The sequence below is a fragment of the Paracoccus sp. (in: a-proteobacteria) genome (genome assembly GCF_046289755.1).
In the GTDB taxonomy this organism is placed as follows: domain Bacteria; phylum Pseudomonadota; class Alphaproteobacteria; order Rhodobacterales; family Rhodobacteraceae; genus Paracoccus.
Genome location: NZ_JBKBVD010000056.1, coordinates 1 through 19,734, shown reverse-complemented (window position 1 = coordinate 19,734; position 19,734 = coordinate 1). Strand labels below are relative to the sequence as shown.

The 19,734-nt window shown below is 67.7% G+C and carries 23 protein-coding genes; 6 read left to right on the top strand and 17 right to left on the bottom strand.

Features of this window, described 5'->3' with window-relative positions; genetic code table 11:
- Nucleotides 1–138: 138 nt before the first annotated feature.
- Together tspO and pip are read right to left on the bottom strand one after the other, a co-directional pair.
- Complete coding sequence (tspO, locus tag ACK41U_RS16565; RefSeq protein WP_409682463.1) at nucleotides 139–615, bottom strand: tryptophan-rich sensory protein TspO; 477 nt, start codon at nucleotides 613–615, stop codon at nucleotides 139–141.
- Entirely contained in the window at nucleotides 612–1,604 is a 993-nt protein-coding gene (gene pip / locus ACK41U_RS16560; RefSeq protein ID WP_409682460.1) for a prolyl aminopeptidase, read from the bottom strand. The genes tspO and pip overlap by 4 nt, the downstream gene beginning before the upstream one ends.
- A 48-nt stretch (nucleotides 1,605–1,652) precedes the next feature.
- On the opposite strand from pip, the gene ubiG reads away from it, so the two are divergent.
- Complete coding sequence (gene ubiG / locus ACK41U_RS16555) at nucleotides 1,653–2,411, top strand: bifunctional 2-polyprenyl-6-hydroxyphenol methylase/3-demethylubiquinol 3-O-methyltransferase UbiG (protein WP_409682457.1); 759 nt, start codon at nucleotides 1,653–1,655, stop codon at nucleotides 2,409–2,411.
- Nucleotides 2,412–2,435: 24 nt separating this feature from the next.
- Here the strand turns inward: ubiG and ACK41U_RS16550 are convergent, their stop codons facing one another.
- The 4 genes from ACK41U_RS16550 to ACK41U_RS16535 are packed head-to-tail and all read right to left on the bottom strand — an operon-like array spanning nucleotide 2,436 to nucleotide 4,823.
- The gene (locus tag ACK41U_RS16550; protein WP_409682454.1) at nucleotides 2,436–2,894 is read right to left on the bottom strand and encodes a MarR family winged helix-turn-helix transcriptional regulator; all 459 of its coding nucleotides are present in this window, start codon (nucleotides 2,892–2,894) and stop codon (nucleotides 2,436–2,438) included.
- Complete coding sequence (locus tag ACK41U_RS16545; protein ID WP_409682472.1) at nucleotides 2,887–3,750, bottom strand: carbon-nitrogen hydrolase family protein; 864 nt, start codon at nucleotides 3,748–3,750, stop codon at nucleotides 2,887–2,889. The genes ACK41U_RS16550 and ACK41U_RS16545 overlap by 8 nt, the downstream gene beginning before the upstream one ends.
- 14 nt (nucleotides 3,751–3,764) lie before the next feature.
- Nucleotides 3,765–4,043, bottom strand: coding sequence for a glutaredoxin 3 (grxC, locus tag ACK41U_RS16540; protein WP_409682451.1), 279 nt, complete (start codon nucleotides 4,041–4,043; stop codon nucleotides 3,765–3,767).
- Between the two features lie 12 nt (nucleotides 4,044–4,055).
- On the bottom strand, nucleotides 4,056–4,823 hold the full coding sequence (locus ACK41U_RS16535; protein WP_409682448.1) for a ComF family protein: 768 nt from the start codon (nucleotides 4,821–4,823) through the stop codon (nucleotides 4,056–4,058).
- 28 nt (nucleotides 4,824–4,851) lie between these two features.
- Here ACK41U_RS16535 and ACK41U_RS16530 point away from each other — a divergent pair, with 28 nt between their 5' ends.
- Together ACK41U_RS16530 and hemH are read left to right on the top strand one after the other, a co-directional pair.
- Nucleotides 4,852–5,679: an SAM-dependent methyltransferase gene (locus ACK41U_RS16530; protein ID WP_409682445.1), complete on the top strand. Its 828-nt coding sequence runs from the start codon at nucleotides 4,852–4,854 to the stop codon at nucleotides 5,677–5,679.
- Complete coding sequence (gene hemH / locus ACK41U_RS16525) at nucleotides 5,676–6,710, top strand: ferrochelatase (RefSeq protein ID WP_409682442.1); 1,035 nt, start codon at nucleotides 5,676–5,678, stop codon at nucleotides 6,708–6,710. Before ACK41U_RS16530 ends, hemH begins: the two co-directional genes overlap by 4 nt.
- Nucleotides 6,711–6,767: 57 nt before the next feature.
- Here hemH and ACK41U_RS16520 read toward each other — a convergent pair whose 3' ends face one another.
- Nucleotides 6,768–7,382 (bottom strand): L,D-transpeptidase, encoded by a 615-nt coding sequence (locus tag ACK41U_RS16520; RefSeq protein ID WP_409682439.1) that lies wholly within the window; start codon nucleotides 7,380–7,382, stop codon nucleotides 6,768–6,770.
- A 225-nt stretch (nucleotides 7,383–7,607) separates the two neighbouring features.
- Between ACK41U_RS16520 and ACK41U_RS16515 the strand changes: the two genes are divergently transcribed.
- Nucleotides 7,608–8,123 (top strand): CAP domain-containing protein, encoded by a 516-nt coding sequence (locus tag ACK41U_RS16515; RefSeq protein ID WP_409682436.1) that lies wholly within the window; start codon nucleotides 7,608–7,610, stop codon nucleotides 8,121–8,123.
- Between the two features lie 45 nt (nucleotides 8,124–8,168).
- Here ACK41U_RS16515 and ACK41U_RS16510 read toward each other — a convergent pair whose 3' ends face one another.
- The 7 genes from ACK41U_RS16510 to ACK41U_RS16480 all read right to left on the bottom strand — a co-directional run bounded on the left by ACK41U_RS16510 (nucleotide 8,169) and on the right by ACK41U_RS16480 (nucleotide 15,157).
- Complete coding sequence (locus ACK41U_RS16510) at nucleotides 8,169–8,432, bottom strand: hypothetical protein (protein ID WP_409682433.1); 264 nt, start codon at nucleotides 8,430–8,432, stop codon at nucleotides 8,169–8,171.
- Nucleotides 8,433–8,738: 306 nt separating this feature from the next.
- Complete coding sequence (locus ACK41U_RS16505; RefSeq protein WP_409682430.1) at nucleotides 8,739–9,260, bottom strand: murein L,D-transpeptidase family protein; 522 nt, start codon at nucleotides 9,258–9,260, stop codon at nucleotides 8,739–8,741.
- A gap of 63 nt (nucleotides 9,261–9,323) precedes the next feature.
- A complete protein-coding gene (locus ACK41U_RS16500; RefSeq protein ID WP_409682427.1) occupies nucleotides 9,324–10,547 on the bottom strand; it encodes a class I SAM-dependent RNA methyltransferase in 1,224 nt (407 codons plus the stop codon).
- Nucleotides 10,544–12,388: an ABC transporter ATP-binding protein gene (locus ACK41U_RS16495; RefSeq protein ID WP_409682424.1), complete on the bottom strand. Its 1,845-nt coding sequence runs from the start codon at nucleotides 12,386–12,388 to the stop codon at nucleotides 10,544–10,546. The genes ACK41U_RS16500 and ACK41U_RS16495 overlap by 4 nt, the downstream gene beginning before the upstream one ends.
- Nucleotides 12,385–13,548: a CCA tRNA nucleotidyltransferase gene (locus ACK41U_RS16490; RefSeq protein ID WP_409682469.1), complete on the bottom strand. Its 1,164-nt coding sequence runs from the start codon at nucleotides 13,546–13,548 to the stop codon at nucleotides 12,385–12,387. The genes ACK41U_RS16495 and ACK41U_RS16490 overlap by 4 nt, the downstream gene beginning before the upstream one ends.
- A complete protein-coding gene (locus ACK41U_RS16485; protein ID WP_409682466.1) occupies nucleotides 13,548–14,099 on the bottom strand; it encodes an NUDIX hydrolase in 552 nt (183 codons plus the stop codon). Before ACK41U_RS16485 ends, ACK41U_RS16490 begins: the two co-directional genes overlap by 1 nt.
- 38 nt (nucleotides 14,100–14,137) lie before the next feature.
- Complete coding sequence (locus ACK41U_RS16480; protein ID WP_409682421.1) at nucleotides 14,138–15,157, bottom strand: Hsp33 family molecular chaperone HslO; 1,020 nt, start codon at nucleotides 15,155–15,157, stop codon at nucleotides 14,138–14,140.
- Between the two features lie 173 nt (nucleotides 15,158–15,330).
- Between ACK41U_RS16480 and ACK41U_RS16475 the strand changes: the two genes are divergently transcribed.
- The gene (locus tag ACK41U_RS16475; RefSeq protein WP_409682419.1) at nucleotides 15,331–15,816 is read left to right on the top strand and encodes an NUDIX domain-containing protein; all 486 of its coding nucleotides are present in this window, start codon (nucleotides 15,331–15,333) and stop codon (nucleotides 15,814–15,816) included.
- On the opposite strand, the gene ACK41U_RS16470 is transcribed toward ACK41U_RS16475, so the two are convergent.
- Nucleotides 15,809–17,095, bottom strand: a complete 1,287-nt coding sequence (locus ACK41U_RS16470; protein ID WP_409682416.1) for a PP2C family protein-serine/threonine phosphatase — start codon at nucleotides 17,093–17,095, stop codon at nucleotides 15,809–15,811. The two genes, ACK41U_RS16475 and ACK41U_RS16470, sit on opposite strands and share 8 nt — an antisense overlap.
- Before the next feature lie 122 nt (nucleotides 17,096–17,217).
- Between ACK41U_RS16470 and ACK41U_RS16465 the strand changes: the two genes are divergently transcribed.
- Nucleotides 17,218–17,571, top strand: coding sequence for an Hpt domain-containing protein (locus ACK41U_RS16465; RefSeq protein WP_409682413.1), 354 nt, complete (start codon nucleotides 17,218–17,220; stop codon nucleotides 17,569–17,571).
- A 6-nt stretch (nucleotides 17,572–17,577) separates the two neighbouring features.
- On the opposite strand, the gene ilvA is transcribed toward ACK41U_RS16465, so the two are convergent.
- Both ilvA and ACK41U_RS16455 read right to left on the bottom strand, forming a co-directional pair.
- On the bottom strand, nucleotides 17,578–18,825 hold the full coding sequence (gene ilvA, locus ACK41U_RS16460) for a threonine ammonia-lyase IlvA (protein ID WP_409682410.1): 1,248 nt from the start codon (nucleotides 18,823–18,825) through the stop codon (nucleotides 17,578–17,580).
- A gap of 39 nt (nucleotides 18,826–18,864) precedes the next feature.
- Nucleotides 18,865–19,593, bottom strand: a complete 729-nt coding sequence (locus ACK41U_RS16455) for a hypothetical protein (protein WP_409682407.1) — start codon at nucleotides 19,591–19,593, stop codon at nucleotides 18,865–18,867.
- Nucleotides 19,594–19,734 lie beyond the last annotated feature (141 nt).

The following is a 19,734-nucleotide window of genomic DNA, read 5'->3' as shown; positions in this document are numbered from 1 at the left end:
CGGGCATGAGATCCTCTCGGACATGAAAAAAGGGGCCATCAGCGGAGGCCCCATGCGGAATTCCGGTGGGCAGGGTGTGGACCCCTGCACCGCTGTTGAGGGCGATATAGCCGCGATCCCCGGCGATTGCAAGCCGGATCAGCGCGGTGCCGGATCGGCCCCCGCGCCGGGGTTGTCGCGCCAGACCCGCCAGTTGAGACCGCAGGCCACGCCCAGCCAGCCCAGATAGGGCAGCAGCATCGCGCCCGCCAGCCAGTCCAGCCGCCAGAACGCCACCAGCATCGCGGCGACCACCACCGTCAGAATCACCATCACGCCCATGGCCAGCGCCATCCGGTGCGCGCCGAAGAACAGCGGCGTCCACAGCGTGTTCAGCGCGATCTGCGCCGCCCACAGCGCCAGCGCCAGACCCGCACCGGGCAGCAGCGCCACCCGCGAGGCGGCCAGTGCCGACAGCAGATAAATCACCGACCACGCGACCGGAAAGGCCCAGTTCGGCGGCGTGAATGAGGGTTTGCGCAGCGCGACGTACCAGGCGCCGGGGCGGAACACGATGCCGGTGGTGGCGGCTGCGGCGCAGCCCAGCAGGAAGATCAGGAACAGGTCGAGGTTCATCTGCGGTCTTTCTCGCGGTCGTCATCGCGGATGCGGTCCATCACGCGCACCAGTTCGGCGCTGATCTGGGGTTCCGACAGGGCATGCCCCGAGGCGGGCACGATGGACAGATCGCATTTCTCCCAGCCCTCGGCCAGATGCCAGGCCGAGGCGGGCGGGCAGACCATGTCATAGCGCCCCTGCACGATCACGGCGGGCAGATGTTCGATCCGGTCGCGGTCGCGCAGCAGCTGGCCCTCATCCAGAAAACAGCGGTTGTGGAAATAGTGATTCTCCAGCCGGGCAAAGGCGCGCGCATACTCGGGCGGGGCGTGGCTGACCGGGGCCGATTGCAGGCCCGCCAGCGCATTTTCCCACATCAGCCAGGGCAGGGCATAGCGCCCCTGCCGCCCCGGATCGGGATCAAACAGGCGCTCGTGATAGGCCGCGATCATGTCGCCGCGCTCGGACGGTGGGATCGGTTCCTGAAAATTTGCCCACAGATCGGGGAAAAACCGCCCCGCGCCGCCGCCATAGAACCAGTCCAGCTCCGACTGCATGCCCAGAAACACGCCACGCAGGATCAACCCCGAGACCTGATCCGGATGGGCCTGCGCATAGGCCAGCGCCAGCGTCGCGCCCCAGCTGCCGCCAAAGACCAGCCAGCGCGCATCAATTTCCAGCTTCTGGCGGATCAGCGCAATATCGGCGATCAGGTGCTGTGTCGTGTTCGCCTCGACCGAGGCGCCGGGCCGCGACCGTCCGCAACCGCGCTGATCGAACAGCACCACGCGGTAATGTGCCGGATCGAAAAAGCGCCGCATATAGGGGCTGCACCCGCCGCCCGGCCCGCCATGCAGCACCACGACCGGGCGCCCGCGGGCGTTGCCGCACTCCTCGACATACAGGCTGTGGCCGCCCGGCACCTCGATCCTGTGCCGCGCGAACGGCTCGGTCGCGGGGTGGAGGCGTCCATGTGACGCGGAGATTTGTCCTGCCATTCGGTCCATCGTGACAGTATAAGACGAGATCAAAGCGCCCGCCAGCAAGGACCTGCCATGCCCCCGACCAGCGCCAGCCCCCCGACCAGCGCCAGCATCGACCCGGCCGAGATCGCCAAGTTCGAGGCGATGGCTGCCGAATGGTGGGACCCGCAGGGCAAGTTCCGCCCGCTGCATCTGATGAACCCGCTGCGGCTGGACTATATCACCGCCCAGATCGCCGCCGAATTCGGACGCGACCGCGCCGCGCGCACGCCGCTGGAGGGGCTGCGGCTGCTGGACATCGGCTGCGGCGGCGGGCTGGTGGCCGAGCCGATGGCCCGGCTGGGCGCGCAGGTGACCGGGGCCGATGCGGCGGCGGGCAATATCGCGGTGGCGCAGCTGCACGCCGCCGAACAGGGGCTGGACATCGACTATCGCGCCACCTCCGCCGAGGTGCTGGCCGATGCGGGTGAGCGGTTCGACGTGGTTCTGGCGCTGGAGATCATCGAGCATGTGACCGACCCGGCCGGCTTCGTGGCGACCTGCCAACACCTGCTGAAACCGGGCGGGCTGCTGATTCTGTCGACGCTGAACCGCAGCGCGCGCAGCTTTGGCGCGGCCATTATCGGGGCCGAATGGGTCATGCGCTGGCTGCCGCGCGGCACGCATGACTGGAACCGCTTTATCACGCCCGACGAGCTGGCAGGGCTGGCCCAGGGCGCCGGGCTGGCGGTGGCCGACCGGCGCGGCATGGTGTTCAACCCGCTGACCTTCGGCTGGCGCCTGTCGGATCGTGACCTGTCGGTGAATTACCTGCTGACGGCCCGCAGATAGATGGCCCGCGGCTAGGGGGCGACGCTAATGCGGCTGTTCCAGCCTGCGGCGCAGCTCTCGCAGGACGGGCAGGGCCATGCGCACACGCTCGGCCCCGATGTCGCGGACGATGCCCGCGATCACCGGCATGAAGGAGGACAGCGCCGAATCGCGCGCCGCGCGCCCTGCCGTGCTGATCGACACGAATTTGCGCCGCGCATCGTCCCAGTCGGGGCGGATATGGATATGGCCCGCCCATTCCAGTTTTGACAGCGTGTTGGTCATCGCCCCGCGCGTGATGTGAAATGCCTCGGCCAGCTGCGCGGGGGTGCGTTCTTCATTCACATGCGCCAGCAGGTTCAGCACCGAGAAATGCGAGATCTGCATGCCCCGCGGCAACGCCTTGCCGATCAGGTCGCGCGACAACTGCTCCGAGATCAGCAACTCGGCAAAGAGGCTGGCGGCCAGCCTGTCGGCGGCTTCGGGGCGGTCGGGGTCAGTCACTTGGATGGTCATGGGCCTCAGGCCCGGCAAAGGGGCGGTCATGTGTCAGGGACGGAATGCGAGACCGTGCCCGGTCAACCGCATGAAGGTCAAGCGAAACAATGGTCGTGCCCGGCACGTTTCCGGCATCGGCCAGCACCTCGCCCCAGGGCGCGACGACCAGACTGTGGCCATGGCTGCGCCGCGCCGGACGGTCCGGGCTGTGCGGCGCGGGATGGGTGCCGCATTGCGCAGGGGCCAGCACAAAGCACCCGGTCTCGATCGCGCGGGCGCGCAGCAGCACCTCCCAATGGGCGGCGCCGGTGGTGGGGTTGAAGGCGGCGGGCACCGTCAGGATGCGCGCGCCGGCCTGCGCCAGCTGCCTGTAAAGATGCGGAAACCGCAGGTCGTAGCAGATCGTCAGCCCGACCGGCACGCCCGCCACCTGCGCCAGCACCGCCCGGTCGCCGGGGCGATAGGCGGCGCTTTCGCGGAAGGATTCGGTGTCGCTGATGGTCACGTCGAACATGTGCAGCTTGTCATAGCGCGCGACGATCCGGCCATCCGGCGCGATCAGCAGGCTGCGATTGGCAAAGCGCCCGTCCGGATCGCCCGTGGCCAGCGCCAACGAGCCGATCAGCAGCCAGATGCCCAGAGCCTGCGCCTCGGCGCGTAGGGCGGTCAGCGTCGCGTCATCGGCCTCAAGGCGCAGCACGCGGGCCTGATGGGCGCGGTCGGGCGACAGCAGGTTGGTGGCCTCGGGCGTCAGCACAAGCCGCGCGCCCTGCGCCGCCGCCTGACGGATCAGCGCCAGGGTCGAGGGCAGGTTGGCCGCCGGATCGTCGCCGACCGACAGCTGGACCAGCCCCACGCTCAGCGACGCGGGCAGGCTCATGCGGCGCCTTTCAGCAGCGGGTCCAGCTTGCCGGCCCGGTCCATTGCATAGAGATCGTCGCAGCCGCCGACATGGGTCTGGCCGATGAAGATCTGCGGCACGCTGCGCTTGCCGCCCGCACGGCGGGTCATGGCGTCGCGCAGCGCGGGATCGGCGCCCACGTCGGTTTCGGTATAGCGGGCGCCCTTCTGGTCCAGCAGCGCCTTGGCGCGGTGGCAGAACGGGCAGGTGCGGGTCGTATAGATCTCGATGCTCATGGTGTCCTTCGCGGTCATGTCTGCCTCAATCTAAGCATCCTTGACCGCGCGCGCCAGAACCGCGACCCGGATCGGGCCCAGACCCGCCTCGGACAGTCGCCAGGCTGCCTCGGACAGGGTCGCGCCCGAGGTCATCACATCGTCGATCAGCAGCACCGGGCGGCCCCGCAGCGCGGCGGTCTGCGCAGGATCGACCGACAGTGCCCCCGCGATATTGGCGAAACGGTCGCTGATGCTGCGATGGTCCTGCCCCTCGGTATGGCGATGGCGGTGCAAAAGGCGTGGGTGATGGGGCAGGGCGTGGGCGCGGGCGACCTGCGCCGCCAGCAGCGCCGCCTGATTGTATTTGCGCCGCATCAGCCGCCGCAGATGCAGCGGCACCGGCACCACCACCGTTCCGGGCCGGATCAGGGGTGCCGCCGCGCGCGCCAGCCAGCGCCCCAGGGCAGGCGCCAGATCGGGCCGGTCGCCATGTTTCAGCGCCAGCACCATCCTGCGCCCGGTGCCCGCATAGACCAGCGCCGCCCGCCCCTGCGCCCAGGGGCGCGTCACCGAAAGGCAGTCGTCGCAGAACAGATCGCCCCCGTTTTCGCCCGCATCCCCGCCCGGCAGCGTCGTGCCGCAGCTGTCGCAGCAGGACGCGCCGATAAAGGCCGCATCGGGCCAGCAGGCGGGGCACAGATGCACCGCCCCCTCGCCGCCCGCGACCGCTGCGTCGCAGGACAGGCATTGCGGCGGATAGATCAGCGCCAAGCCCGCTTTAACCGCCCCGCGAAGCAGCCTATGTTCCAGCCCCATGACACGCCCCACCGAACAACGCCCCCCGATGACCGACCGCCCCCCGATGACCGACCGCACAGCGCTGCTGCGCAACCGCGCCCGCGCCATGCGGGCCGGACATGCCGACCTGTTCCACCAGATCGCCGCTGATGAAATCCACGATAGACTGGCCGAGGTTAACAGAACCTTTACCGCGCCCGCGATCGTGACAGGTTTTTCCGCCCCCTGGGCCGCCCGCTTTCCGCAGGCGCGCCTTGTCCCCGATGCCCCGGTGCTGGACCTGACCCCCGGCGCGCATGATCTGGTGATCCACGCGCTGTCGCTGCACTGGGCCGATGACCCGGTGGGGCAGATCGTGCAATGCCGCCGCGCCCTGCGCGAAGACGGGCTGTTCATCGGCGTCTGTTTCGGCAACCAGACGCTGTCGGAACTGCGCGCCGCACTGGCGCAGGCCGAGGCCGAGGTGACCGGCGGCCTCGCCCCCCGCGTGCTGCCGATGGGCGAGATCCGCGATCTGGGCGGGCTGCTGTCGCGCGCCGGGCTGGCCCTGCCGGTGGCCGATGCGATGGGCCAGCGCGCCAGCTATCGCGACCTGTTCCATCTGGCCCGCGACCTGCGCGCCATGGGCGAGGGCAATGCCATGGCCGCCCGCCTGCGCCGCCCGACCCGCCGCGCGGTCTTTGCCCGCGCAAACGCCATCATGGCCGCCCATCACCCCGACCGCGACGATCCGTCCCGTGTCACCGCCAGCTTCGATCTGGTTTTCCTGACCGGGTGGGCACCTTCGGACAGCCAGCCTAAGCCGCTGCGCCCCGGCTCGGCCCGGACATCACTGGCAGACGCATTGAACGATTTGAGAAAGCACGACACATGACAGCCAGCCACGCGCCCGCAGACCATCCCCGCATCCTGCCCGCAAAGACCGGCATCCTGATCGCCAATCTGGGCACGCCGGACGGCTATGATTACTGGTCGATGCGCCGCTATCTGAACGAGTTTCTGTCGGACCGCCGCGTCATCGACATCTCGCGCTGGATCTGGCAGCCGCTGCTGCAAGGGGTGATCCTGACCAAGCGGCCTTTTTCCTCGGGGAAAAACTACAAGCTGATCTGGAACCACGAGGCGAATGAAAGCCCGCTGATGACGATCACCAAGGCCCAGACCGAGGCGTTGCGCGCGCGCGCGCATCAGGAATGGGGTGATCAGGTGATGGTCGAATTCTGCATGCGCTATGGCAACCCCTCGACCCACGAGGTGCTGGACCGGATGATCAAGGCGGGCTGCCGCCGCATCGTGTTCCTGCCGCTTTATCCGCAATATGCGGGGCCGACCTCGGCCACGGCGAATGACCAGCTGTTCCGGGCGCTGATGACCCAGACATGGCAGCCCGCCGTCCGCACGGTCGAGCCCTATGTCAGCCGCCCCGATTACATCAAGGCGCTGGCCGACAGCGTGCGCCGCGCGCTGAACGGTCAGGTGCCCAAAAAGCTGGTCGCCAGCTATCACGGCATGCCGAAACGCTATCTGATGCAGGGCGACCCCTATCATTGCCAGTGCCAGAAGACCTCACGCCTGCTGCGCGAGGAACTGGGCTGGCCCGAAGGCATCATCGACACGACCTTCCAGTCGGTCTTTGGCCGCGAGGAATGGCTGAAGCCCTACACGGTCGAGCATGTGGCCGAGCTGGCGAAACAGGGGCATACCGACATCGCGGTCATCTCGCCCGCCTTCTCGTCCGACTGCATCGAGACGCTGGAGGAAATCAACGGCGAGATCCGCGAAAGCTTCGAAGAGGCGGGCGGGCACGGGTTCACCTATATCCCCTGCCTCAACGACGACCCCGCCCATATCGAGGTGATGCTGAACGTGGTGCGCGACAATATCGCGGGCTGGGTGACGCCCTGACGCAAACGGGGGCCGCGCGGCCCCCGTTTCATTCGCCATGATGCGGCCCGGATCGTCTCAGATGATCAGCACCTGTGTGCCGATCTTGGTCAGGGCGAACAATTCGGCGATATGTTCGTTATACAGACCCACACAGCCATTCGAGGACATGCGGCCGATCTTGCGCGTGTCATGGGTGCCGTGGATGCGGTAATACTGCCAGCTGAGCCACAGCGCATGGGTGCCAAGCGGGTTGTCGGGGCCGGGCGGCACGAAATCGGGCCAGTCGGGATTGCGGGCCTTCATGTTGGGGGTCGGCGCCCATGACGGGCCTTCGACCTTGCGGATGATCTCGGTCCGGCCCTTGCGGGTCAGATCCTCGCTGACCGGGATCGACGAGGGATAGAGGCGATAGGTCGCCTGATCCTCGGACCAGAAATGCACGGCGCGCGAGGTCAGGTCGCACAGCACCGCGCCATTGGTCAGATTGTCGAAATGGGGCCGCCAGTCCTGCATGCGGAAGCTGGAGATATTGTGCTGCGGCCCGGTGCTGGCCGGGGGGGCCATCGCCGGGTCGGGCTGATCGAAGCTTTCCGCGAACTGGGCATAGGCCGGGGCGGCCAGCGCCCCCGCGCCCAAGGCCGCAGCCGTGCCCAGAAAGGCGCGGCGGTTGAAAACGGGTGACTTGCTCATCGTCTCATGTCCTTCGTCCGGGGCGCGCTCTGCTGGCGGGCTTGCCGATTCTTGATGCGACAGAATAGGCCCGCAGGATACCGCCTTGCCGGGCGCGGGGGCAATTCAAACCGGCGTCATGGCCACAGCGCCCACCGCGTTTGCCCGATCACGCAGAGTTGGATTTGTAGCGGGCGGCCGCATTGGATACACCAGTGCAAAAGGCTGGTCGGGGGATATGGAATAATGTTGAAAATCAAGCTGATTGCTGTGGCATGCCTGATGGCGCTGACCGCCTGTGCCCCCCGTTCTCTGCCCCCCCAATACCAGCCCGTCGCAACTGAACCCGAGATACCCGGCCAGATCTCGGCCACCGAGGCTGCGGCGATTCCTCAGCGGGTGTTGCAACAGATCAACACGCTGCGCGGCAATATCGCGTTGCAGCCGCTGACCCTGAACCCGCAGCTGTCGGCGGCGGCGATGGCGCATTCGCGCGACATGTCGGCGCAGAACCGGGCGTGGCACTGGGGCTCGGACGGCTCGTCGCCCCTGGACCGGGCGCGGCGGCAGGGCTATTCCGGCCCGCTGCTGGGCGAGAATATCTCGGAATCCTACGAGAACGACATGCAGACGCTGGCGGCATGGATGGGCGTGCGCGAAACCCGCGACGTGATCATGGACCCGGCGGCGACCCAGCTTGGCTTTGCGTGGTATCAGGAACCCTCGGGCAAGGTCTGGTGGACATTGCTCAGCGGCAGTTGAGGCGGGCGAGACTGCCTGGCAGGGGCTGGCGCAGCCTTGTCCTGGTCAGGCCGAAAGCACAACAATGTTGGCAAGAAGCAGCATTGCCAGTGTCACCGGGGCCCAGAGACGACGCTCTGGTCCGGAGGGCGTCGCCATGTTCATCGCTGCGGCGACAAAGGTCATGGCCAGTGTCGCCCAGCCAGTCCAGAGCGGCCAGAACGGCCACTGGCCCGCTGATGACAGGATCGACAATCCCATGATGAGCAAGAGCAGGATCGAGAAACCCGCGACCACCCGGCCACGGACCGGCAGCTTGCCCGCGGTCATGCCGCCCTGCGTAAGTCTGCCCCAGGGCGCACCTGCGATCAGACAAAGCTGAAACAGAATCACAACCATACAGATTGCGGCGTAAATGTGGGACGCTGAGTGGATCATCCGGCACCTCGGTCACAATGATTAAGTGTCCAACCGGACTGTTATGTCCTTGCAGCAGAAAAGCCCTGATCAGGATCAAGAGACTGCCCTCCGCGTGCCGCATTCCCGGCGGTTGCCGTGCCACCTTGGCGGCCCCCCCAAACAAAAGGCCCCGCCCGGTCCGGGCAGAGCCTGTACATGCCTTCCGACACGAGACGGTCAGGGATAGATGACGACCATCGTGCCGGGCTGGATCGCGGCATAGATCTCCTGCACCTCTTCGTCGCTGACGGCGATGCAGCCGGCAGTCCAGTCGCGCTGGCGGGGGAACAGGTTGTTGCCCTCGGGGCCGCGGCCATGGATGAAGATGTCGCCGCCGGGATTGCGGCCATGGTTTGCGGCAAAGGCGCGGTCGCGCTCGTTCGGATAGGACACCCCGACCGACAGGTGATAGGCGCTGCGCGGGTTGAAGCGATCGACGAAATAGACACCCTCGGGGGTTTTGCCGTCGCCCTCGAACTGCTTGTGACCAACCGGCTGGAAGCCCAGACTGATGTCATAGGATCGCACGACGGTCTTGCCGCTCAGCAGATGCATGCGGCGCTGGCCCTTGTTGACCGAGACCTGCGTGACCGGCGGGCCATTATACTGCTGGAACTTGCTGGGCTGTTGCGGCGATCCACAGGCAGCAAGCACAGCAAGCATCGAGATGGTAAACGTGCGTCGGGTCGTTCTGCTCATCACTGCCTCGGGTGGTTTTTTTGATTATGTGCACCGGGAATACCACGGATAGCATTGCACTGCCTAGCAGAGCGTTAACGCTGCGACGATTTCGACATGGGGCGAAAAGCGGAACTGGTCGATCACGGCCAGCTCGCGGATGCGATACCCGGCATCCGCCAGAATTCTCGCATCATTGGAAAAACTGACCGGGTCGCACGAGACCGAGGCAACAACCGGCACCCGCGCGGCAGCAATTTCCGTCATTTGCGCTGCTGCACCTGCGCGCGGCGGGTCGATCACGATTGCGTCAAAGACCGTCAGATCAGCGGCCTGCAAAGGCCTGCGCGCCAGATCGCGGACCTCGGTGGTGATGCGGTGCAGCCCCTGCGCCCCGCGCCAGGCCGAATCAAGCGCGTCAAGCGGCGCGGCCAGCCCCTCGACCGCATGCACCGAGGCACCCTCGGCCAGCGGCAGCGCGAAGGTGCCCACCCCGGCGAACAGATCAGCGATGCGCCGCGCGCCGCCCACCGCGCGCCGGACCTGTCGCAGCAGCGCGGCCTCGCCCTCGGTCGTGGCCTGCAGAAAGGCGCCCGGCGGCGGGATCACCTGTGCGCGGCCCATCGGCAGCAGCGGCGGGCGGCGCAGGATCGTCTGCCCGTCCCAGTCCAGCCGCGCCAGATCGCCCTCATCCGCCAGTGCGGCCAGCGTCTGGAACAGCGCCGCATCCATCGGCTTGCCGCCGCGCAGGGCCACGTCCAGCCCGGCAGGCCCGTCGATCACGGTCAGGCTGACCTCGCCCGCGCGCGAGGCGCCCGCGACCACGAACCGGCGCAGCAGCGGCAGCGCAGCCGCGATCCGGGGGCGCAGGACATGGCATTCGGCCAGATCGACCACCACCCCCGAGGCGCGGGCGTGAAAGCCCAGAGTGGCGCCCTTTTTCGTCCGCCGCCCCGACAGCACCGCCCGCCTGCGCGAATGCAGGGGCGAGACATGCAGCACCGGAGCGGGCGCCTCAAGCCCATGGGCGGCCAGCGCGGTCTGCACCACCTGACGCTTCCAGTCCGCCGTGAACCCGTCCGAGGCGTGCATCAGCGAACAGCCCCCGCAGGCGCGGTAATGGGCGCAGAGGGGCCGCACCCGGTCGGGCGAGGGCGTCACGATCCGGGGCGCGGCGATGCGCCCGTCCACCGCGCAGCCCTCGATCACCTCGCCGGGCAGGACCAGCGCCGCCAGCGCGCGGCCCGCATCGCCCATCGCCACGCCATCGCCCTTGCGGCCCAGCCGTTCGACCGTCCACAGGCTCATTCGGCGGCCTCTTCGGTGCCCAGAATGCCGCCCGACTGATGCGCCCAATAGCGCGCATAGCGCCCGCCGCGCGCCAGCAGATCGTCATGGCTGCCCTGTTCCACGATCCGGCCATCCTCGACCACGATGATGCGGTCCAGCTCGGCGATGGTCGACAGCCGGTGCGCGATCGCCAGCACCGTCTTGCCCTGCATGGCGCGGGCCAGCGCCTCCTGCACCTGCGCCTCGACCTCGCTGTCCAGCGCGCTGGTGGCCTCGTCCAGCACCAGAATGGGCGCGTCCTTCAGGATCGCGCGGGCCAGTGCGATGCGCTGGCGCTGGCCACCCGACAGCTTGACGCCGCGTTCGCCCAGATGCGCGTCATAGCCGGTGCGGCCCGCGTAATCCTCAAGCCCCAGAATGAACTCATGCGCCTCGGCGGCTTTGGCGGCGGCCCTGATCTCGGCATCCGTCGCATCCGGGCGGCCATAGAGGATGTTGTCATGGGCCGAGCGGTTGAACATCGCCGTTTCCTGCGTGACCATGGCGATCTGGCGGCGCAGGCTTTCCTGCGTGACCGCGCGCAGATCGCGCCCGTCCAGCCGGATCGCGCCGCGCTCCACATCGTAAAGCCGCAACAGCAGCGCCACCAGCGTCGACTTCCCCGCGCCCGAGGCGCCGACAATGCCGATCTTTTCGCCCGGCGCGATGGACAGCGACAGATCGTCGATGCCGCCCACATCGCGGCCATAGGCAAAGCCCACATGGTCGAACTCGATCCCGCCCGCGACGCGGTCCAGCACCTCGGCGCCGGGCGCGTCGGTCAGGGCGTGCGGCGGTGACAGGGTCTTCATCCCGTCCTCGACCTCGCCGATATTGCCCCACATGCCCATCAGCGCCATGCTGACCCAGCCGGTCATCTGCGACAGACGCATGGCGATGGCGCCCGAGGCTGCGACATCGCCGACGCTGGCCGCCCCCTCGCGCCACAGGACCAGCGCGCCGCCGACAAGGATCACCGGCAGAATACCCGCCACGAACATCAGCGACAGGCGGAACCATGTCGACACGATGCCGAAATCCAGCGCGCGTTCGCGGAAACCGGCCATGGCGCCAAGGGCCGCGCGATCCTCGTGATCGGCATGGGCGAACAGCTTGACCGTCTTGATATTGGTGATCGTGTCCACGACCTGACCGGTGACATTGGCGCGGGCCGAGGCGCGGGCCCCCGATTTGGCCCGGATGCGCGGGAGAAAGAACCGGATCAGCGCGAAATACATCCCCAGCCAGACCAGCAGCGCCAGCGCCCCCCAGCCATCGACCGCCAGCAGAAACACCGCCGAGCCGATGACCGAGGCCAGCGCAAAGGCCACCACGTTCACCAGTTCCGAGGCCACATCGGTCACCGCGCGCGCGGTCTGCATCTGCTTTTGCGCCAGCCGCCCGGCGAAGTCGTTGTCAAAGAAGGTGACGGCCTGCCCCATCGTCCAGCGATGCAGCCGCGACAGGACCAGCGGCAGGATATTCGGCCCGATGATGACGTTGGAACTGGCCGTGGACAGCCCGAAGATCGCCGGGCGGATGACCAGAAAGAACAGCACGAACCCCGTGACCAGCGCCCAGTTGTCGGCCCAGAACGTGCCCGGCGTGCTGCCGGTGACCGCATCGACCACCAGCCCCAGCAGCATGGCAGACACGACATCCGCGACCCCGCCAAGGGCCGAGGCAAAGCCCGCGAACCCCAGCCCCGGCCAGGCGCCTGACAGGCACCAGCGAAAGAACGCCATCAGGCTGCGCGGCGGCGGGCCGTCGGCGGGGCGGAAGGCATCGACCATGCGGCCAAAGCGAGCGTGAAGGCTCATGCGGTCTCCTCGGCGGCGATCAGGGCCGCGTCGATCAGGGCGGGGGCGGGCAGGGTGAACCCCGAGGCGATCCATTGGGCTTCGGCGGCGCGCAGCCCGCGCCCGATGGCGGGACCGGCAAGGCCCGGCAGATCGCGCGCCGCGATGGGCAGGGCCGAGGCCGCCGCCCGCGCGATCCGCTCGCGCCAACCGGGGGGCAGGGGGGCGCCATCGGCGGCGCGCAGCAGCGCGTGGTCCGTGGCGGCATCGGCGCCCATGCGATAGCCCGCCTCATCCAGCGACCAGCCCGCAGCACCCGCCTGCCGCAAGGCGGCCTGCATCCGCGCCTCGGGCTTTGACAGGCGCAACGGATCAGACGGATCGTGGGGCGACAGCGCCGCCAGCCGGCGCGGCCAGTCCGGCGCCGCCCCCTGTGCCGTCTCGACCGCCAGCAGCGCGGCCAGTTGGTCGGGCGTGGCACCGGGCAGCAGCATCTCCAGCACGCCGGTTTCAGCCATCAGCGCGACCGAGGCGCCGGGCGCGTCTGCCGCCAGCAGCTTTTTCATCTCGGCCCCGATCCGTTCGCGCGCGATGCGTGACAGGCCGTCTTTCAGCGCGGCGCAGGCGGCCACGGCCTGCGGGTCGGCCTGCCGCCCATAGCGCGCGAAAAAGCGGAAAAACCGCAGGATGCGCAGGTAATCCTCGCGGATGCGGGCCTGCGGGTCTCCGACAAAGCGCAGATGCCGCGCGGCCAGATCAGGCAGCCCGCCCATGGGATCAAGGACCGTGCCCTGCGGGTCGGCATAAAGCGCATTGATGGTGAAGTCGCGCCGCGCCGCGTCCTCGGCCAGATCGGTGGAAAAGGCGACGGTGGCGTGGCGCCCGTCGGTGTCGATGTCGCGGCGCAGGGTCGTGACCTCGAACCCCTGCCCATCGGTCACCAGCGTCACCGTGCCATGGTCGATCCCGGTCGGCACGGCGCGCAGCCCTGCGGCCTCGGCCAACCGGATTACCCGGTCTGGCGTCGCGTCGGTGGCCAGATCGACGTCATCAACCGGCTCGCCCAGCAGCGCATTGCGCACCACGCCGCCCACCAGCCAGACCCGCGCGCCGCCGCCGCTCAGCGCCGCCAGCACGCGGGTCAGGCCTGCGTCCGACAGGATCGCGGGCGGCAGTCGGATCATGGCGCCGCCCTTTGTGCCAGTCCCAGCAGAATGCGCGCGGTGGCACCCCACAGGTAATAGGGGCCACAGGGTGCGGCGTGATAGCTGCGCCAGCCGCCGCGCCAGCGCCGCCGCTCGATCCGATAGCGGGCGGGGTCGGCGATATGGGCAAAGGGCAGGGTGAAGACCTCATCGACCTCGCCCGCCTCGGGGATGGGCGTGAAGGGGCCGTGGATCAGCGCCACGACGGGCAGCACCGCAAAACCTGTGACCGTGCGATGCGGCGGCAGGGCGCCCAGAACCTCGACCTGCGCGGGGTTCAGGCCCACCTCTTCGCGCGCCTCGCGCAGGGCGGCGGCGCGTTCGTCGGCATCGCCCGGATCGACCTTGCCGCCGGGCAGCGCGATCTGGCCCGGATGATGGCGCAGCCCCGAGGCGCGCTTGGTCAGCACCAGCCGCCCGTCATCGGCGTGAAACCCCGCCAGCACGCCCGCGCGGCGCAAGGGCGCATCGGGGGGCGTCACATCGGGGTTCAGATCGAAGTCGGAGCTGGGCGCCGCGCGCGCCATCAGCGCGCGGCGCAGCAGATCGGGGGACCAGTCGTGGCTCACGCAGTCCCCGTGTCGCGGTCCAGCGGGTTGCCATCGGCATCCACCGTTGCCTCAAAGCCCAGACTGCGCGGATCGAACTCGTAATGGGCGCCGCAGAACTGGCAATCGGCGGTCACGATCCCCTCGGGCGTGGTCATATGGGTGATGTCCTTGGCCGAATAGATCGCCAGCGTGTCGCGCACCCGGTCGCCGGTGCAGGGGCAGCCGAATTCCACCCGCTGCGGTTCGAACACGCGCGGCTCTTCCTCGTGGAACAGGCGCAGCAGCAGGTCGGTGGGGCCGACCGAGGGGCCGATCAGCTCCAGCGTCTCGACCGTGTCCAGCAGGATATTGGCGCGGTTCCAGTTCTCGGATTCGGCGCCTTGCAGGATGTCGGCGGCCTCGATCAGACCGCCCTCGCCGCTGCCGCCGTCACCCGCGGCCTGCGGCTGGCCGGGCAGCGTCTGCAACATGATCCCGCCCGCGCGCCATTGCGCAGGCTGGCCCGCCACCCGCGACAGGCCCGAGGACAGCTGGAACCGCGTCGGCAACTGCTCGGACTGCGCGAAATAGGTCTGCGCGCAGGCCGACAGCGTGCCCCCCGCCAGCGGTGTGATCCCCTGATAGGGGGTGCTGCCCGCGCCCTGATCAATCAGGATCGCGAAATATCCCTCGCCGATCTGGGGGAAGGCGTCGCCCTCTTCCAGCCGGTCGGCGTCAAAGCTGGCCCAAGCCCGGATACGCGCAGGCCCCTCGCCATTCTCGGGCGCGAAATAGTCCGAGGCCAGCGTGCGGATCGCGCCATTGCCGCGCACCTGCAGGCTCAGCTTCCAGCGCAGCTTGATCGTGGGACCGATCAGCGCGGTCAGCAGCGCCAGCTCGGCCAGCAGCGCGCTGACCGGGGCGGGATAGTCGTGGCGCGTCAGGACATGGTCCAGAACGCCGTCCAGCCGCGCGACACGACCACGGATGTCCGAGCGGTCAAGCTGGAAGGGCAGAACCGTGTCGTCCCAGGCAATCTGGTTGATCTTGTTCATTATCTTTCCTTGAAACGTCAGGGCGCCCGCCGCTTGAGATGGCCGGAGACATGCCGGGCGGGCCGATTGCGCCCCAATATAGGTGTTTTTGCGGCAAGCCCAAGGCCCCGCCGCGACTTCCCCCGCGCGCGCAGCCGCGATATGTCAGCGGCGATGCGACAGAAGGTGCCCGCATGACCCCTCGTTTCGGACAGCCCGCGCGGCCGGACACGCGCTATCGCAGGCGGCCCGGCGCTTATGCCGTGCTGTGGCGCGATGGCCGCGTGCTGCTGACCCATCAGGACGCGCCCGAGCCGGAATTCCAGCTGCCCGGCGGCGGCATTGATCCCGGCGAATCGCCCCTGCGGGCGCTGCACCGCGAGGTCTGGGAGGAAACCGGCTGGTCGATCGCGGGCGCGCGGCTGATCGGCAGCTACCACCGGTTCTGCTATATGCCCGATTACGGGTTTCACGCCGAAAAGCGGTGCATGATCTGGCTGGCACGCCCGGTCCTGCGCCTGTCCGCGCCCGCCGAGCCCGGCCACAGCGCCCATTGGTTTGCCCCCGACGCGGCATTGTCGCGGCTGGCCGATCCCGGTTCGCGCCACATGCTGCGCCGGGTTCTGGGTGACTGGCTTCCGACAGGACCCGGCACGCGCCGGGGCCGCCGCCTCACGTAGCGTTCAGCGGCACAACACGACCCGCGCCGTGCATCTCGACCAGCACCGCCGAAATGTCATCAAGCCGTTCGCCGTGGCAGTATTCCGACACCGACCAGGCCATTGATTCCAGAAAGGCCGGGCCGCCAAGAAAGGCGTTGGTGCGCATGATCGCCTCGATCCCGTCGTCGCCAAGGGGCCGGCCGGTCGGGTTGCTGGCCTCGGTGATGCCGTCCGATGCGATCAGCAGCCGGTCGCCCGGCGCCATCGTAAAGGTGAATTCGTCAAAGACCGGCCTGACGAAGACGCCAACCGGCATCCCGCCCCGGCCAAGACGGGTGACGCTGCCGTCGGGGCGCTGCAGCACCGGATGCGGATGGCCCGCCTGCACCATCCGCATGGTGCCGGTGACATGGTTCAGCTCGCCATAGATCATCGTGAAATATGTGTCTGTGCTGATATCCTCCAGCATCATGTTGTTGAAAAACATCGCCAGATCGCCGGGCGAGACGGCGTCGATCCCCAGCTGTGCCCCGCGCAAGGCGACATTCTGATCGACCGAGCCCGACAGGTGGACCGACAACTGCGCCGTCAGCAAGGCCGCCGTCACGCCATGTCCCGACACATCCAGCGCATAGATCCCGACCCGCTCCGGCGTGATCGGGAAAAAGCCGACCAGATCGCCGCCGATATGGCCCGCAGGCCGCAGCAGCAGTGAAATCTCGCCCTGACCAAATCGGCCCACCCGCTCGCGCACCAGACCCTGCTGCAGCTTTCGCGCCTCGCGCAGGTCGCGTTCGATAGCGGCCTGCGTTGCGTTGAGGCAGTCCAGCGCGGCGCGAAGCTGGGTGTTGCTGGCGCGCAGCTCTTCCTCGACGCGCAAGATCCGCTCGCCCGCCGCCAGCCGTGCCATCAGCTCGGCCGCATTGACGGGCTTGGCCAGAAAGTCATCGGCGCCCGCCCGCAGCCCGGCGATGATATCGCCATCGTTCCGGTTCGAGGTCAGCAGCACGAAATAGCCGTAATTGCGCCGGTTCATCGCCCGGAAGGCTTCGCAGAATTCCAGCCCGCTCAGGCCCGGCAGCATCCAGTCCGACAGAACCAGATCGGGCTCTTGCGCCTCGCACTGCGCCAGCGCCTCGGCGCCGGTCCCGGCCTCGATCACATCATAGCCCTCGCGCGTCAGCAGGATCGCCAGCAGACGGCGCTGCGCCACGCTTTCATCGACCAGCAGCACCTTGCGCCGCAAGGGCGCAGGCGCGACGCCAGTCACAGGACGAGAGCGATTCGCGGGCATCATCCCCTGTTCTTAGACGCTCCGGCGTAAAGGCAGAGTAAAGGCCCGGAAAGCAGGTCGTTAAACTTCCGGAAATTTGCCTGTGGTATTTGACAGTCAGAGGGCGAGTCGAAGGCAAAGACAAGATGATTGACTGGGACCGCGTCCATGACATGCGTGCCGAGGTGGGCGATGAGGAATTCGGCCCCCTGGCCGAACAGTTCCTGACCGAGATCGAGACCCGGCTGATGCGTCTTGGACGATCCCCGGCACAGCTGTTTCTGGACCTGCATGTCCTGCGCGGCTCTGCGCTGAACATGGGATTTCGCGAACTGGCTGCCCTGTGTCTGGTGGGCGAAGCGAACCTGCGCGACGGTCGCTATGATCTGGTCGGCGGCGGTGATCTGCTGGCCTGCTTCATCGCCTCACGTCAGGCCTACCGGCGCCATCTGGCGCCTGTTTCCGGCGACCAGCCAGACCAGAACAGCGGCGCGGCCTGAGCGATGTCAGACCAGCAGTTCCGACAGGATCTCATCATTCGTGATGTCGCGATAGGCAAAGCCCGACTGGTCCAGCCGCCGCATCAGCGCGGTCAGATGGGCAGGCGCCGAAGTCTCGATCCCGATCAGGACCGAGCCGAAATTGCGCGCCGATTTCTTGAGGTATTCAAACCGCGCAATATCATCCTCGGGGCCCAGCAGCTCCAGAAAATCGCGCAGCGCGCCGGGCCGCTGCGGCATCCGCAGAACGAAATATTTCTTTATGCCCAGAAACCGCTGCGCCCGTTCCTTGACCTCGGGCAGGCGCTCGAAGTCGAAATTCCCGCCTGAACAGACGCAGACCACGGTCTGCCCGGTCAGATCGCCCAGATCGCCCAGCACATCCAGCGCCAGCGCGCCCGCAGGCTCCAGCACCACGCCCTCGGTGTTCAGCATCTCCAGCATGGTGCGGCAGATGCGGTCCTCGGGGGCCAGATAGACGTCGGCGGGCGAAAAGCGCGACAGCGCTTCAAAGGGCAGGGCGCCGATCCGCGCGACCGCCGCGCCATCGACAAAGCTGTCCACGGCCGGCAGAGCGACCGGCGCGCCGCTTTGCAGGGCGGCCTTCAGGCTGGCGCCGCCCTTGGGTTCGGCAAAGGCAAAACGCGTGTCGGGCGCCTGCGACTGGAAATAGCGGGTGACGCCTGCCGACAGCCCGCCGCCACCGACCGGCAGCACCACCAGATCGGGCGCGCGGCCCAGCTGTTCCAGCATTTCCAGACCCACGGTCGCCTGCCCCTCGATCACATCGGGGGCGTCAAAGGGCGACAGGAACTGCGCGCCCTTTTCGGCGCAGAACGCCTGTGCGGCCGCCAGCGTCTGGTCGAAATAATCGCCGGTCAGCACGATCCTGATCGCGTCGCCGCCAAAGACCTGTGTCTTGTCGATCTTTTGCCGGGGCGTCGTGACCGGCATGAAGATCGTGCCCCGCGCGCCGAAATGGCGGCAGGCAAAGGCCACGCCCTGCGCGTGATTGCCCGCACTGGCGCAGACGAAATGCGCCTGCCCGCCATTGCCGGGGGTGACCAGCTTGCGCATGGCATTGAACGCGCCGCGCAGCTTGTAGCTGCGCACCGGCGTCAGATCCTCGCGCTTGAGCCAGATATCGGCGCCATATTTCGCCGACAAATGGTCGTTGCGTTGCAGGGGCGTAGGCTCGAACAGGTCGCGAAGCGCGGCCTCGGCCAGACGGACGGAGGCGACAAAGTTTTCCATGCCCCGCCCATGCCGCGAATGCGCGCGTTTGGCAAGGGTTCAGCGCAGGGGGCGCCCCTCGACGAAATGGCCCCAGAGGGTGGTGATCTGCGACAGTGACAGCATCGTTCCGAACCATGCGACCACGATCGAGGCGACAACACCAACCAGACCAGGCAGAAGGGCGCTGAGGCTAAAGGCCCCCTGCATGAGCTGACCGAACACCGCCAGCAGGACCAGCGTTCCCAGACGTCCCCGCGTCGCACGCCAGCCTGTCGTCAGCGGACGCGGGGCCCCGGTCGCGGCGCCCGCCAGCCCCGTTCCAAGGCGCAGGCCGATAACTGTGAAAGCAAATCCGAAAATCAGATTGACGATCATCCTGCCCCAGACGTCATGCGAGAGGGCGGTGATGAGGGCCGCGCCGATGAACAGGGCGGGTATGGCGATCAGCACCCCGATCAGCGCCAATCTGAGCGACGCCCCCAGATAGCGCCGTTCAGACGGTCCGACGGGGCGCAGCAGGCGGGGGCCTTCCTCCAGCAGGACGAATCGATGCCAGGATACGGCCAGGCTGACGAAGGCCATCACCAGAACCACAGCCATGGCCAGATGCGCCGCGATGGCCAGAGCGGTTGTGCCGTCTGCGCCGCGCATTGCCCGCATGACGGTGTACCAGAGGGTGCCGGCCACCACCACAGCGGCGGTCGGAAGGACCGACAGGATCAGCGCGGCCCGCAGATTGCCCGCAAGTTGCAGGACGGAATGACGTAGAAGACGAAACGCCAGCATGAAATCACCTGAATGAATGTCCGCGCACGCTATTCGCGCCACACCCTTGTGACAACGCGCAAATCACCGTATTCCCCCGGAAACTGCGATGAAGGGTTAACCGCATGACCGACGCGCCGAAGAAAGTTGTCCTTGCCTATT

Coding starts and splice junctions, on each gene's coding strand:
- ACK41U_RS16485 (WP_409682466.1), bottom strand. CDS start 14,099: ATGGCGCGCGCGGCGCCCAGCTCCGACTTCGATCTGAACCCCGATGTG.
- grxC (WP_409682451.1), bottom strand. CDS start 4,043: ATGACCGCGAAGGACACCATGAGCATCGAGATCTATACGACCCGCACC.
- ACK41U_RS16530 (WP_409682445.1), top strand. CDS start 4,852: ATGACCGACCGCCCCCCGATGACCGACCGCACAGCGCTGCTGCGCAAC.
- ACK41U_RS16475 (WP_409682419.1), top strand. CDS start 15,331: ATGACCCCTCGTTTCGGACAGCCCGCGCGGCCGGACACGCGCTATCGC.
- hemH (WP_409682442.1), top strand. CDS start 5,676: ATGACAGCCAGCCACGCGCCCGCAGACCATCCCCGCATCCTGCCCGCA.
- ACK41U_RS16515 (WP_409682436.1), top strand. CDS start 7,608: ATGTTGAAAATCAAGCTGATTGCTGTGGCATGCCTGATGGCGCTGACC.
- ilvA (WP_409682410.1), bottom strand. CDS start 18,825: ATGGAAAACTTTGTCGCCTCCGTCCGTCTGGCCGAGGCCGCGCTTCGC.
- pip (WP_409682460.1), bottom strand. CDS start 1,604: ATGGACCGAATGGCAGGACAAATCTCCGCGTCACATGGACGCCTCCAC.
- ACK41U_RS16535 (WP_409682448.1), bottom strand. CDS start 4,823: ATGGGGCTGGAACATAGGCTGCTTCGCGGGGCGGTTAAAGCGGGCTTG.
- tspO (WP_409682463.1), bottom strand. CDS start 615: ATGAACCTCGACCTGTTCCTGATCTTCCTGCTGGGCTGCGCCGCAGCC.
- ACK41U_RS16470 (WP_409682416.1), bottom strand. CDS start 17,095: ATGATGCCCGCGAATCGCTCTCGTCCTGTGACTGGCGTCGCGCCTGCG.
- ACK41U_RS16510 (WP_409682433.1), bottom strand. CDS start 8,432: ATGACCGCGGGCAAGCTGCCGGTCCGTGGCCGGGTGGTCGCGGGTTTC.
- ACK41U_RS16455 (WP_409682407.1), bottom strand. CDS start 19,593: ATGCTGGCGTTTCGTCTTCTACGTCATTCCGTCCTGCAACTTGCGGGC.
- ACK41U_RS16495 (WP_409682424.1), bottom strand. CDS start 12,388: ATGAGCCTTCACGCTCGCTTTGGCCGCATGGTCGATGCCTTCCGCCCC.
- ACK41U_RS16520 (WP_409682439.1), bottom strand. CDS start 7,382: ATGAGCAAGTCACCCGTTTTCAACCGCCGCGCCTTTCTGGGCACGGCT.
- ACK41U_RS16505 (WP_409682430.1), bottom strand. CDS start 9,260: ATGAGCAGAACGACCCGACGCACGTTTACCATCTCGATGCTTGCTGTG.
- ACK41U_RS16465 (WP_409682413.1), top strand. CDS start 17,218: ATGATTGACTGGGACCGCGTCCATGACATGCGTGCCGAGGTGGGCGAT.
- ACK41U_RS16500 (WP_409682427.1), bottom strand. CDS start 10,547: ATGAGCCTGTGGACGGTCGAACGGCTGGGCCGCAAGGGCGATGGCGTG.
- ACK41U_RS16480 (WP_409682421.1), bottom strand. CDS start 15,157: ATGAACAAGATCAACCAGATTGCCTGGGACGACACGGTTCTGCCCTTC.
- ubiG (WP_409682457.1), top strand. CDS start 1,653: ATGCCCCCGACCAGCGCCAGCCCCCCGACCAGCGCCAGCATCGACCCG.